13 protein-coding genes and 3 other annotated features (1 of these 16 running past the window's edge) are annotated in these 13,229 nt (G+C 38.4%); of the genes, 9 read left to right on the top strand and 4 right to left on the bottom strand.

Annotation, left to right across the window (positions count from 1 at the left end):
* Positions 1–126 precede the first annotated feature (126 nt).
* The 7 genes from ytxC to dut all read left to right on the top strand — a co-directional run bounded on the left by ytxC (position 127) and on the right by dut (position 6,028).
* The gene (gene ytxC / locus FS608_RS03670) at positions 127–1,005 is read left to right on the top strand and encodes a putative sporulation protein YtxC (RefSeq protein ID WP_144547888.1); all 879 of its coding nucleotides are present in this window, start codon (positions 127–129) and stop codon (positions 1,003–1,005) included.
* A 93-nt stretch (positions 1,006–1,098) separates the two neighbouring features.
* Positions 1,099–1,348, top strand: a binding site (T-box leader).
* Positions 1,349–1,433: 85 nt separating this feature from the next.
* Positions 1,434–3,368, top strand: a complete 1,935-nt coding sequence (gene thrS, locus FS608_RS03665) for a threonine--tRNA ligase (RefSeq protein WP_144547887.1) — start codon at positions 1,434–1,436, stop codon at positions 3,366–3,368.
* A 311-nt stretch (positions 3,369–3,679) separates the two neighbouring features.
* Positions 3,680–3,812: a sequence feature (ribosomal protein L20 leader region), on the top strand.
* Between the two features lie 129 nt (positions 3,813–3,941).
* Positions 3,942–4,460, top strand: coding sequence for a translation initiation factor IF-3 (infC, locus tag FS608_RS03660; protein ID WP_180230124.1), 519 nt, complete (start codon positions 3,942–3,944; stop codon positions 4,458–4,460).
* A gap of 16 nt (positions 4,461–4,476) precedes the next feature.
* Positions 4,477–4,677, top strand: coding sequence for a 50S ribosomal protein L35 (gene rpmI, locus FS608_RS03655; protein ID WP_026563362.1), 201 nt, complete (start codon positions 4,477–4,479; stop codon positions 4,675–4,677).
* A gap of 38 nt (positions 4,678–4,715) precedes the next feature.
* Positions 4,716–5,075 (top strand): 50S ribosomal protein L20, encoded by a 360-nt coding sequence (rplT, locus tag FS608_RS03650; RefSeq protein ID WP_026563363.1) that lies wholly within the window; start codon positions 4,716–4,718, stop codon positions 5,073–5,075.
* Between the two features lie 180 nt (positions 5,076–5,255).
* Entirely contained in the window at positions 5,256–5,516 is a 261-nt protein-coding gene (locus FS608_RS03645) for a DUF1294 domain-containing protein (RefSeq protein WP_144547886.1), read from the top strand.
* Positions 5,517–5,593: 77 nt separating this feature from the next.
* Positions 5,594–6,028 carry a dUTP diphosphatase gene (dut, locus tag FS608_RS03640; RefSeq protein ID WP_144547885.1) on the top strand — a complete coding sequence of 145 codons (435 nt, stop codon included), beginning with the start codon at positions 5,594–5,596 and terminating at the stop codon, positions 6,026–6,028.
* Between the two features lie 324 nt (positions 6,029–6,352).
* Here dut and FS608_RS03635 read toward each other — a convergent pair whose 3' ends face one another.
* The 3 genes from FS608_RS03635 to FS608_RS03625 are packed head-to-tail and all read right to left on the bottom strand — an operon-like array spanning position 6,353 to position 10,222.
* Positions 6,353–7,507 (bottom strand): Ger(x)C family spore germination protein, encoded by a 1,155-nt coding sequence (locus FS608_RS03635; protein ID WP_144547884.1) that lies wholly within the window; start codon positions 7,505–7,507, stop codon positions 6,353–6,355.
* A gap of 26 nt (positions 7,508–7,533) precedes the next feature.
* Positions 7,534–9,093 (bottom strand): spore germination protein, encoded by a 1,560-nt coding sequence (locus tag FS608_RS03630; RefSeq protein ID WP_186328580.1) that lies wholly within the window; start codon positions 9,091–9,093, stop codon positions 7,534–7,536.
* Positions 9,094–9,124: 31 nt separating this feature from the next.
* The gene (locus FS608_RS03625; RefSeq protein ID WP_186328579.1) at positions 9,125–10,222 is read right to left on the bottom strand and encodes a GerAB/ArcD/ProY family transporter; all 1,098 of its coding nucleotides are present in this window, start codon (positions 10,220–10,222) and stop codon (positions 9,125–9,127) included.
* Positions 10,223–10,464: 242 nt separating this feature from the next.
* On the opposite strand from FS608_RS03625, the gene FS608_RS03620 reads away from it, so the two are divergent.
* On the top strand, positions 10,465–11,550 hold the full coding sequence (locus FS608_RS03620) for a M42 family metallopeptidase (protein ID WP_144547881.1): 1,086 nt from the start codon (positions 10,465–10,467) through the stop codon (positions 11,548–11,550).
* Between the two features lie 330 nt (positions 11,551–11,880).
* Here the strand turns inward: FS608_RS03620 and sspI are convergent, their stop codons facing one another.
* Positions 11,881–12,087, bottom strand: coding sequence for a small acid-soluble spore protein SspI (sspI, locus tag FS608_RS03615; RefSeq protein WP_026563367.1), 207 nt, complete (start codon positions 12,085–12,087; stop codon positions 11,881–11,883).
* 266 nt (positions 12,088–12,353) lie between these two features.
* Here sspI and FS608_RS03610 point away from each other — a divergent pair, with 266 nt between their 5' ends.
* Positions 12,354–13,103 (top strand): TrmH family RNA methyltransferase, encoded by a 750-nt coding sequence (locus FS608_RS03610; protein ID WP_144547880.1) that lies wholly within the window; start codon positions 12,354–12,356, stop codon positions 13,101–13,103.
* A 61-nt stretch (positions 13,104–13,164) separates the two neighbouring features.
* Positions 13,165–13,229 (top strand) — a binding site (T-box leader) (it continues 205 nt past the right edge of the window).

Here is a 13,229-nt window from a genome sequence, read left to right as displayed (position 1 = left end):
CAAGTCGGCAGTCCTTTTTTTATACTTTTTTTCTGTAAATAACAAAAGCATGTACCAGCTAACTTCTATTTTAGCTAAGTCCCCCATATATATTAATACAAAGATTGGCTTAAAGGGGGGATTTGGTTGGCGGAAATCATCTTCCAATGCAAGTTGGATGCAGAAAAATTTTATGACCACTTGCTGAAGTACTTACCAAATAATCATGACAAAGAAACTATTCTTCTAATTGAAGATCGACATATAGTTAAATTTTTTGGCAATATGATATCGGTAGAAATTTCCAGAATTGTTAAACATGCTTTTTACGAATTCATTACCAATATTAAACGGGATGATTGGTTTAGAGAAATATTAAAAAGCCATTATTTTTACGATGAATTTGAAGAACAGCAACAAATTATCGAAATTATTGATTCTATTCTCGAGGGTCAAAGAGAAGACTTGTCTATTTTCTTGAATGATGCAAATGAAGAGATACAGATTAAATCTGCCATTGAGCATATTTTTTTGGATAATATCTCTTTTTCGTTTGACTCGTTTCTCAAATTTAGATTGCGTCCGTACTTTCAGTCGTTGCAAAGCTATGTTGAGATTGCTATTGATGAATATAAGATGGAGCAAGAATATCAAATATTTGTGCAAATGCTCCGGGAGTTTCTGGTGAATCGTGAGCCGAAAATGGAAGTACTCCATTTATTGCTCGACGAGGAAATCACTTTTTATAATGATCAGTTTGTAGAAATGAAACGTGCTGAATTAACAAGATTGATTGACCGTAAATTACTAGTTAATCATCCTGTATATGTCGATTCTGCATCGATTGCCCCATTATTATCACTTGCGCCTACAACTATTTTTTTGTATACAAAGGACCCGGATGAGCCCTTAGTAAGGACAATCAAAAATATTTTTGAAGAAAGAGTAACTATTAAATCATTTGCTGCACTAAGAGATGTGAATAAATGGGCAGAGGATCATCAATCTTCTGAGAATCAGGCTTGAGAAAGGAATTGTGTGAAAATTTGTCTTATTAGGTTGATGTCCCTTGATTTTTCAAAAATTAATCATTATAATTGCATACATAGTATAGTCATAGTAAAAGTAATGATAAGGACAACAGTATTTTTTACGGTTTTTAGAGAGGGAGATCATGGCTGAAAGTCTCCTAACACGAAAATAATACTTACCACCTTTAAACTTCAGCAGTGAACGCTTCATGCCTTATGAGGTTAGTAATTGTCTGACGGCTCTCGACCGTTAACAGACCAAAGTCAATTTCAAATTGTTATTATTTGAAATTGAAAAATTGGGTGGAACCACGTGTTTATTAAAACTCGTCCCTTTTCCAGGGACGGGTTTTTTTTATTTTTCAAAAAGCGGATTCTTGGGCAAAAATGACCCAAAACGCTTAATTCAAAGGAGGAATTACCATGTCAGACGTTGTTAAGATTTCGTTTCCAGATGGGGCAGTAAAGGAGTTCCCTCAAGGAACAACAACGGAAGATATTGCCGCATCCATCAGCCCAGGCCTAAAGAAAAAAGCGATTGCCGGCAAATGGAACGGTCAGTTGTTTGATCTTCGCCGTCCAATTAATGAAGACGGTTCAATAGAAATCGTCGTCCCAGATTCCAATGATGCGTTAGAAATTTTACGCCACAGTACTGCCCATTTGATGGCACAGGCGGTAAGAAGACTCTATCCTGGTGTGAATTTAGGTGTTGGCCCTGTAATCGAGGGTGGATTTTATTATGATATGGACCTTGAGGAATCATTAACTCCAGAAGATCTGCCAAAGATTGAGAAGGAAATGGCCAGAATCGTTAATGAAAATATTGAGATTGTTCGCAAGGAAGTAAGCCGTGCAGAGGCTGTACAGCTTTTTAAAGAAGCTGGTGACCCATATAAGCTAGAACTAATTGAAGCGATTCCTGATGAGGAAACAGTGACAATCTACGAACAAGGTGACTTTTTTGACCTATGCCGCGGAGTCCATGTCCCATCAACAGGGAAAATCAAAGAATTTAAGCTATTGAGTATTGCAGGTGCTTATTGGCGCGGGGACAGTAAAAATAAAATGCTGCAGCGCGTTTATGGAACAGCCTTTTTCAAAAAAGAAGACTTAGCTGAACACCTTCGCTTACTTGAAGAAGCAAAAGAACGTGACCACCGTAAAATTGGTAAAGAATTGAACCTTTTCACTAGCAATCAATTGGTAGGACAAGGATTACCGTTATGGCTTCCAAAGGGTGCAACTATCCGTCGGGTGGTTGAACGTTACATTGTTGATAAAGAACAACGTCTGGGTTATGACCATGTATACACTCCAATTATGGGCAGTGTCGATTTATATAAGACTTCAGGACACTGGGATCATTACCAGGAAGATATGTTCCCAGTAATGGACATGGATAATGAGCAATTAGTTCTTCGTCCAATGAACTGTCCGCATCACATGATGGTATACAAAAACAGCATCCACAGCTATCGCGAACTTCCAATCAGGATTGCCGAACTTGGAACAATGCATCGTTATGAAATGTCTGGTGCACTTTCAGGACTACAGCGTGTTCGTGGAATGACTTTAAATGATGCACATATCTTTGTTCGACCTGACCAAATTAAAGATGAATTCAAACGGGTTGTGAACCTCGTTTTAGCAGTTTACAAAGACTTTGATATTAATGACTATTCCTTCCGCCTTTCTTACCGTGACCCGCAAGATACTGAAAAGTATTTTGACGATGACGCAATGTGGGAAAAAGCCCAAGGTATGCTGAAGGAAGCAATGGATGACCTTGGTCTTGATTATTATGAGGCAGAAGGAGAAGCAGCCTTCTACGGTCCTAAGCTTGACGTTCAAGTGAAAACAGCACTAGGAAAAGACGAAACACTATCAACAGTGCAATTGGACTTCTTATTACCAGAACGTTTTGATTTAACATATGTGGGTGAGGACGGCAAACCGCATCGTCCAGTCGTTATCCACCGTGGTGTGGTATCAACAATGGAACGTTTTGTTGCCTTCTTAATTGAAGAATACAAAGGTGCGTTCCCAACATGGCTCGCTCCAGTCCAAGTACAGGTGATTCCGGTATCTCCTGGCGCACATTTCGATTATGCGAAACAAGTACAGGAGCAGCTTCAGAATGAAGGTTTCCGTGTCGAATTGGATGGACGTGATGAAAAAATCGGTTATAAAATCCGTGAAGCACAAATGCAAAAAATACCATATATGCTGGTTGTTGGGGATAAAGAGGTCGAAAATCAGGCTGTTAATGTCCGCAAATATGGCGAGCAAAACTCAGAAACAAAGCCATTCTCAGAGTTTTTAACTTCATTAATTGCTGAAGTGAAAAGAGGATAAACAGTAGAAAGGGAGGTTCGCCTCTCTTTTTGTTTTGTCTAGCTCCAGTGCCCAGCGACTAGTGTACTTCGCTCGCCTCCTACGATAAGTCAACATCGAATCGCTAGCGCTCTTCGTGTTTCCTTTATCTTGTTCGGAGAGCTCCAGTCCATAGGTCGCTAAACGGGCACTTCCACTTTTCCAAAAAAAACTATTGAATAATTATTTATTTCTTGCTAAAATAAATTTCGTTGTCAAAGAAAATAGTTCGTTTGACATTGTATCTTTGCTTATGTTATATTTACTAAGGTGAAAAATTGAATACTTGTTTTTGGGAAAAGAAGAAGCACCCGCTTCTCACCTGATTGACGCAATAGGCAGTTGGCAGGTTTTACTTGAACTTTTTGGTTTCATTAATTTTGTTCTGTAAAGTGTGGGTGCATTCATCCGCACTTTTTTGTTTGTGCAATAATAGCACTGCTAAAAAGTTTTATACCTGTTGATGTGTAGCGTCCTACGTTTAGGTTTGAAAGGGCTTGTAATGATTTTCTTGACCAAGATGTTGTATTCGTGATAAAACCTTGGAGGTGGCTAATTATTAGCAAAGACATGTTGTTAAATGAGGGCATTCGCGCTCGCGAAATTCGCCTAATTGATCAAAATGGCGAGCAGTTGGGGATTAAAACCAAAACTGAAGCCTTAGAGATTGCCGGAAGAGTGAACCTTGATTTGGTACTTGTAGCACCAAATGCAAAGCCTCCAGTCGGCAGAATTATGGACTATGGCAAATTTAAATTCGAGCAGCAAAAGAAAGAAAAAGAAGCTCGTAAGAATCAAAAAATCATCACCACTAAAGAAGTTCGTCTCAGCCCGACAATTGATGAGCATGACTTTAATACAAAGTTACGCAATGCAATTAAGTTCTTAGAAAAAGGCGACAAGGTAAAAGCTTCAATCCGTTTCAAGGGCCGGGCAATTACCCATAAAGAAATTGGTCAACGTGTGTTAGACCGTTTTTCAGAGGCGTGCAAGGAAGTTGCAACGATTGAATCACATCCAAAAATGGATGGTCGAAGCATGTTCCTAGTTTTAGCACCTAAAACCGACAAGTAATAAGGAGGATATCCCAATGCCAAAAATGAAAACTCACCGTGGCGCTGCAAAGCGTTTTAAAAAGACTGGTTCAGGTAAATTAAAACGTGACCACGCTTATACAAGCCACTTATTTGCTAACAAATCTACTAAAGCAAAGCGTAAGCTTCGCAAAGCATCACTTGTTTCTAAAGGTGATTTCAAACGCATTCGTCAATTATTAACTTACATGAAGTAAAAATTAAGTGATCGATTTATATATTGGAGGGAAATTAAATGCCACGTGTAAAAGGCGGTACAGTTACGCGCAAACGTCGTAAAAAAGTTCTTAAATTAGCAAAAGGTTATTTCGGTTCAAAACATACATTATATAAAGTAGCTAACCAACAAGTTATGAAATCTTTAATGTATGCTTTCCGCGATCGTCGTCAGAAAAAACGCGACTTCCGCAAACTTTGGATTACTCGTATCAATGCAGCAGCTCGTATGAATGGTCTTTCTTACAGCCGTTTAATGCATGGCTTAAAGCTTGCTGGTATCGAAGTAAACCGCAAGATGCTTGCTGAATTAGCAGTAAGCGATGCAAACGCATTTGCTGAATTAGCAAACGTTGCAAAACAAAACATTAACAAGTAATTAGAAAAGCGAAAGCGCCTTGACCAGGGGCGACAGGCATAAGACGAGGCGGCGAGAAGGTTGTTTTTTAACCTTCTTGACGGATTGGCTTATGACCCCGAGCCCCTAGGCGCTGTAGCTAGACATATCAAAAGCCATTCTCTTATGAGGATGGCTTTTTCTATAAGGGGGATACGGGGGATGGTTATATGGGTAGTGGCATATTTGATCATGAATATAGCAGGACTTGTGATTATGTGGGAAGATAAGAGGCGGGCTAAAAAGCATGAATACCGAATCCGCGAGCGGACCTTATGGCTAGTGGCGTTATTTGGCGGTGCTATAGGTGCGACAGCAGGCATGCAGCTTTATAGACATAAAACGAAGCATACTTCATTTAAGATTGGTTTCCCGGTCCTTGCAGTGATTGAATTAGTTCTGTTAATCAAGTTTTTATTATAAAAGCCGCGTCTTTGCGGCTAAACAATGCATACGTAATCAATTAAGTTACATAAAAATTTCTTGAAACGAGGTTCGAAATGGAATATCAATTGAAAGTTAAATTAATAGACGATGAGGCTGTATTACCCCATCGAGCATATGAAGGTGATGCTGGATTAGATTTATTTTCTATTGAAGAAAAAATAATCAAAGCAGGGGAGGCAGCCTTAATAAGAACGGGTATACAAATTGAATTACCTAAAGGAACGGAGGCACAGATTAGGCCAAGAAGTGGTCTAGCCTTAAAACACTCTATAACTGTGCTTAATAGTCCGGGGACTATTGATGAAGGGTACCGAGGGGAAATAAAAATTATCCTTATTAATCATGGGAAAGAAGATTTTACGATTGAAAAACAAATGAGAATTGCCCAAATGGTTATTGCCCCAGTCTTAAAAGTTAACCTTATTGAAACAGAAATATTAGAGGATACGGGTAGATCAGAAGGTGGATTCGGTTCTTCCGGTAAATAAAAGTATGATTGGACATTCGTTCCTTCATTAGAATTTGGACTTTGCAGCTTCCAACTTCTTTAAAAAGGTGAGAATGTCCATTTCATAGTTTTTTGAGAGTAAAAATTAGTATGGTCCCCCTTTTATACGAATTAGATAAATGATCGGATAACTACCATAATACTCAATACTAAGCCGATTAATGAAAGAATAGAAAAAACAACTAGTTCTTTTATTTCCTTTTTTCGTATTAAACGTAAAGCTTCCCAGGAAAAGATTATAACGAAGGTAAAAATCATCAAAAAAATCTTAAACATTTTCCATTCCTTTTAATGAAGTATTTCTTCACTTACTTAAGCCGATTCTTCTAACATAAACTTTTGAATTGATGTTTACTTCTACTTGTGAAAACTCATGGTTCCAATTCTTCTTATAAAATGTATTCCATGCTTTTGGATATTCTCGATAAACGGCTTGGCCAAATCCAAATATGTCTGATTGAAAATCTTTTTGAGCCGTATTTACTACTAATTGAATTCGACCCTTAATCTCCTTTTCAATATTTTTTTGGATCTCTTCGATTACTTTTGGATTAAATAATACTAGCTTTGAAGTATTTTCAATTGCACTCATTTCTGAGGCAACATTAACTGTAATTTTCATTTGTCCATGTTCATGATGAGGAAGGATTTGTGTTTTTGATCTAATAATATCAAAACTAATATTTCCCCCGCCTTTTTCCTTTGGGACTGTAATAGTAATGACTCCTCCTTCAATTTCATTACGAAGCCATAAAATTCCCCGGGTTTCAGTTTCATCCATCCAACCTATTAGCTTGTCTTTTTTAAATACAGCAGCCCCATTAATAGCCTGTATTTTTCCTGATTCATTTTCTGTATCTACTTCTACTGAAGTTAATTTATACTGAGGGGCATATGGTTCTAATCCGTCTGTAAGAAGCATGTTTAAAAAGTCCCTGACATAAACCTTTAAACCTACACTTAGCTTTGCAAGTTCCTTCGTTTCCTCTGCTGAAACACTTTCTAAATTTGGTATGTTTTTAATAACTTCGGAAGCCGCTCCTTCTGTAAACATAATAAAACTGTTCATTCGAGGTTGATGGAACCTTGTATAAAAGTCAATAATATTAAAAATTCCCTTTCTAGCTAAAGACTCACTGATTAACAAGACCCTGCTTTGAGAAAAGAATACACGTCTCGATAGCTTCATTTGTAAATTTCGGTACGCTTCAGAAACCGTGACACCTTTCTCTGAAATGACAAATGTACTGTGATCTTTTCCTCCTCCACTACTTCCTCCAGTTGGTCCTAGCTTAGTTGGTATGGCCACTTGAAGGGTTAAGCGAATCATATTGTCTTCCACAAGGTCTAATCCAATCGCAGTAACAATGGCAATATCATTTACTTCAATCCGGTTCCAACATCCTGTAAGCAAAAAAACGTTTATGACTCCTAATAGCAGTTTTCTAATCACCTTCATAATCCCATCCCGTCCTTTTAAACGAACTAGTTTTTACGGTTGCGGGGACTTAATCTCCTCAAATTTCTTTTTCCTGTTTGTTCTGGCCGTTCATTCATCCTCCACCAAGGAGCACGAACAAAAACATCTTTAAGGTTGTTAAAATTAAGTGGGGCAACTGGGGCCAAATAAGGAACACCAAAGGAGCGCAGTTGAACAAGGTGAACTAAAATAAAGAAAACTCCTAATAGGATTCCATAAAACCCTAATGTTGCGGATAAAAAAATCATTAAAAACCGAAGGATCCGAATAGCTCCAGTTAGGGTATAACTAGGAAACATAAATGATGCAATGCCTGTAGTGGATACAACAATAACTAATGGAGCGGAAACAATTCCCGCCTCAACAGCAGCTTGACCGATTACTAATGCTCCAACAATACTAACTGTTGATCCAATTGGCCGCGGCAGCCGTAAACCTGCTTCACGTAATGCTTCAAAGGTTATTTCCATTAATAGGGCTTCGATAACCGCTGGAAAGGGCACCTTTTCCCGTGAAGCTGCAACACTAAACAAAAGATTGGTTGGCAGTAATTCCTGATGGAAGGTAGTCACAGCGATATAAATGGAGGGAAACAATAGTGCAACCAATAAAAATAGATAGCGGATGAATCGAATAAAGGTTGCCATAATAAACTTTCCATAATAGTCTTCAGGGGAACTCATCATTTGAAAAAAAGTAACAGGAACAACAAGAGCAAAAGGGCTATTTTCAACGATAATCCCAATTCTGCCTTCCAGAAGGTTACCGACCACTCGATCAGGCCTTTCAGTTTGCAATATTTGCGGAAACACAGAGAAAGGATGATCCTCAATAAGCTCCACAATGTAACCGCTATCCTCAATCGCATCAATATTAATCTGGTTTAATCTGCTGCGAACTTCTTCAATGATTGAATGTTGTGCAATTCCATCAAGATAGGTAATGACTACTTCGGTTTGGGAAAGGTTCCCGATCTGTATACTTTCGAATTTAAGCTTTGTTGTTCTTAATCGTCTTCGAATCATACTTGTATTCGTTCGGATATTTTCAGTAAAGCCTTCTCTTGGTCCTAAAACGACCGCCTCGGATAGGGGTTCTTCAATGGAGCGCTTTTCCCATGCTTGTTCACTAATAAAAAGGAATTGTTTATATCCATTAATCAATAAAACAGTGTCACCTAACAAAATATGATTAATCACTTCCTGCAGTGTTTCCCCTTGTTTTACTTGAGCTGAACTTAGTTCTTCTACGATGGTCTCAATTGTCGGTTTAGGGTTATTTAGGAATGCATTATTGTTTTTGAGTAAAGGAGTGATGACGTTTAATTCAATTCTTTCTATACCTACTAATCCATCGAGATAAAAAATCATAGCCGAGTATGTAGAATTTATTTGAAGTTCACGATATCTGAAATCTGAAGCCCCTTCAAAATAATGCTTTACCTGTAAAAAATCTTCCTGAAGAAATCCTGATAATTGATCGTTTCCTTTTTCCTCCTGAGTTTTGACTCCGTTTTGATTTTGGAAAGTCGAATATAATTTTTTAATCCGTCTTAAAGTTTTCAATGAACGTACCACCCTTATTGATTAAATGAGACTATAAAAGGCCCAATTTTTTACGAATCATTGCGGTAAATAATATTAAAATCGGCACAATGATTTGTAATAGAGTTAAAAAATATGGAACAAAAAACTTAAATCCAAAATCTATATGTTCAACATAATTAGATGAGGTTATTAGTGATAAGGGGGTAATAATTAACCCTAGTGATATCAGTACGGAACGAGTTTGTTTTAACTTGAATAATTGAGATATGGCAACGGAAGCACCGAATGTAAATCCTCCCACCTTAAAAAATACACCTGCTACCATCATTAAAATAACAAGGGCATCAAACCGCTCAAGAAAGTCTGCAACAGAAACCATTTGAGTTGCAGCAAGCAGGGTAAAAAGATCTCTGCTGTAAATTTCCGGTCCTAGCGTAGAAAGCATCATAATAGAATTAATTGTTAATAGGATTCCTCCGATTACTAGAGCAGACAATCCTATCTTTCTTATATGTTTTTTATTGCTTAAAAAAGGAAAAAACATCATAATGACAATGGTTTCGCCAAAAGGGAAGTTTATGGCAGTTGGAATTGATTTTTTCAATAAAGGTTGTACTCCATTACCTAAAACAGGAGTTAGATTTTTTACATCAAATGGTTCAACGCTAAATAAGAGAAGCCAAATCAGGATAAGTGCAAAAATATAGATAGGAAAGATGATTTCCGCCATTCGCCCCAAAGTCTCTACTCCGCCCAGCAAACAATAGATCATTAACACCATAAAGCTTCCTATTACTACTAAGATTGGGGTTTCAGTTAAGATGGTGGTGACAATCAGATCCCCCAATTCTCTGCACGCTCTTGCGGCAGAATAGGTAAAATGCACAATATAAAGCAGGATTACGGGATAGGAAAGAAACCTTCCGATTATCTTTGGCAGCATCTGAACGAGTGTATCCCCTGAATAATAGGTTGATAATTGAGTATAAACAACCATTAATAGTAGACTGGATACCATGCCGATTAGGATATAGATCCATGCATCCTGCTTCGTGTCAGCCCCTAAACCCAGAATCATCGCTGTCCCTAATACATAGCCTGCCATTAAATAAACAAGCTGGATTGCACTAATTTTTTCCTTAATCATTAATTTATCTCCCTTTTGCAGTAAGAAAAGCTTATGAGATACAAAACAACCCATTCCTAACAAAGTATTCCTTTTTATTTAATATTCTCCATAGAGATACATGTTATCCATGAAGCCTAGATTCCATGAACTACTTAAAGATTCAAAGGATGGTGCGTTATTTCATCCAATCAGGCTAAATTTGTAACTTAACAATATACTTCTGTATAATAAAATTGTACCTATACAAAGGGGGCGAAATAATGACAAAACTAGATGAAACCTTGACGATGTTCAAAGAGTTAACGGATGCCAAAGGAATTCCTGGTAATGAGCGTGAAGTTCGCGAAGTTATGAAAAAATACATAGAACCATTTGCGGATGAACTCACAACCGATGGACTTGGCAGTTTAATTGCTAAAAAGGTAGGTAAAGAAGGCGGCCCGAAAATTATGGTCGCTGGTCATTTAGATGAAGTTGGCTTCATGATTACCCAAATTGATGATAAAGGTTTCCTTCGTTTTCAACCGGTTGGCGGCTGGTGGGGCCAGGTCATGCTTGCCCAGCGCGTGACGATTGTAACGAGAAAGGGAGATGTAACCGGAATTATCGGATCCAAGCCGCCGCATATTTTATCACCAGAAGCACGCAAGAAACCTGTGGAAATTAAAGACATGTTTATTGATGTAGGTGCTTCAAGCCGTGCGGAAGTTACGGAGTGGGGAGTTCGTCCGGGAGATATGGTTGTCCCTTATTTTGAATTTACCGTTATGAACAATGAAAAGATGTTATTAGCTAAAGCTTGGGATAACCGGATTGGCTGTGCCATTGCCATCGATGTGTTAAAGCAGCTGAAAGGTGTAGACCATCCTAATGTTGTCTATGGTGTCGGAAATGTTCAGGAAGAGGTTGGTTTGCGTGGTGCCAAGACGGCAACTGCCAAAATTGACCCAGATATCGGTTTTGCGGTTGATGTCGGTATTGCCGGCGATACACCGGGAGTTTCTGAAAGAGAAGCCATGAGTAAAATGGGCAAGGGTCCACAGGTTGTCATTTATGATGCCTCTCTTGTAGCCCATAAAGGGTTGCGCGATTTAGTGACCGATACTGCTGATGAATTGAACATTCCTTACCAGTTCGAATCAATTCCTGGCGGTGGTACGGATGCAGGGTCGATCCATTTGACCCATAAAGGGGTTCCAGCATTGGCCATTACGATTGCGACTAGATATATTCATTCTCATGCAGCGATGCTCCATCGTGATGATTACGAAAACGCGGTGAAACTGATTGTGGAAGTTATCAAGCGTTTAGACCGTGAGATGGTTGATAAAATTACGTTTGAATAACTTATTGTGAGGTCCCCGGTAGAACTTTACCGGGGATTTTTTATTCGAGTTTTTGAATCGCTGATTGAAAGGTGAAATTCGCTGATTGAGCATGAGAATTCGCCGATTGAAAGGTGAAATTCGCTGATTGAGCGAGAGAATTCGCCGATTGAATGCCCAAATTCGCTCAATGAACCAAACATTCGCTCATTGAGTGTCTGAATTGCAGATAGTCTTTATATATCAACATTAAAACATTTATTATTGCATCTAATTGAACTGAAAGTTTAAATCTTTACAGAAAAAAGCTGTCAACCTTAACTGATTGACAGCCCTTTAACCAACCTATGACTACTTTAACCCACTTTCAAGAGTTGTTAGCATTTCTTTTTTCTCTTCTTCGGATGAATTTTTCCAAATGATTTCAAATAAAACACCGAGACCCGGGAGCATTTTTTCTTCCCCGTTTTGAATCGCATCAACAATCGTATCTTCTAATTGGTCTTGTGTATTCCCAGCAACATTGTGAACAATCGCGTTACGTAAATTTAAATTCATGTATATGCACTCCTTTTCAATAAATAATAAAGTCTAAAACTCTGAACCTGGAGAACTGTCTAGCTACAGCGCCTAGGGGCTCGAGACATAAGCCAATCATTTCGGAAGGCAAACGGCGCCTTCTGTCAGTGCTTGTCTTATGCTTGTCGCCCCTGGACAAGGCGCTTTCGCTTTTCTTTTAATATGTTTTCTATTTTTGGTTTTATTATGTATTTTTATTAGGCTATAATATAAAAATCATCGTTATTGTAAAAGGAGAGCGGGTTTTGAAGCATATTGAATCAATAAATAATCCGAAAGTTAAACTATGGAAAAAGCTGTTAACGAAAAAAGAGCGGGATAAATCAGGAACATTTTTAGTGGAAGGCTTCCATTTAGTGGAGGAAGCGCTGAAACAAGGAGAACAGATTTTAGAAATCATTGTTTCTGAAAAAGTGGATTTACCTTCCCGATGGGATGCTAGTTCCACACCAATCACACAAGTTACTGAAGAGATATCAAATTCATTATCTGATACAGAAGCACCGCAAGGAATTTATGCTGTGTGCAGAATCGCAGCTGCGGAAGTACATAATGCAAAAACCTACCTGTTCATTGATGCAGTTCAGGACCCAGGCAATCTCGGAACTATGATCCGCACGGCAGATGCAGCCGGGATTGACGCTGTTGTGGTTGGACGTGGAAGTGTAGATATATATAACTCTAAGGTTCTAAGGTCCGCACAAGGAAGTCACTTTCACTTGCCGATAATTAGAGGGGACCTTCATGAGTGGATCGAAAAGCTGCACGAAAAAAATATTCCTGTTTATGGTACAGCACTTGAAGGGGCCTCTGCATATACTGATATTTCTACAGGTGATTCGTTTGCCTTAATTGTTGGAAATGAAGGAAATGGTGTCGGCAAAGATATTCTTGCGAGTACAACAGCTAACCTTTATATCCCGATTTACGGGAAAAGTGAGTCACTAAATGTGGCCGTTGCAACGGGAATCCTCCTTTATTATTTGAAAAAATAGGCGTAAACTAGTTTGACCTTGCGTGGAGAATTATTATATAATAATGAACAATATGGAATATTAAATGACGATGACGGAGAAAAGTATCTTATTTAAAACCATTTAGGGAGAAAGTGCCGCGACTGA

It is taken from the genome of Bacillus sp. X1(2014), from assembly GCF_007678255.1.
Note: the sequence above shows the minus strand (reverse complement) of the source record. Positions and strands in the feature narration are given on the sequence as shown.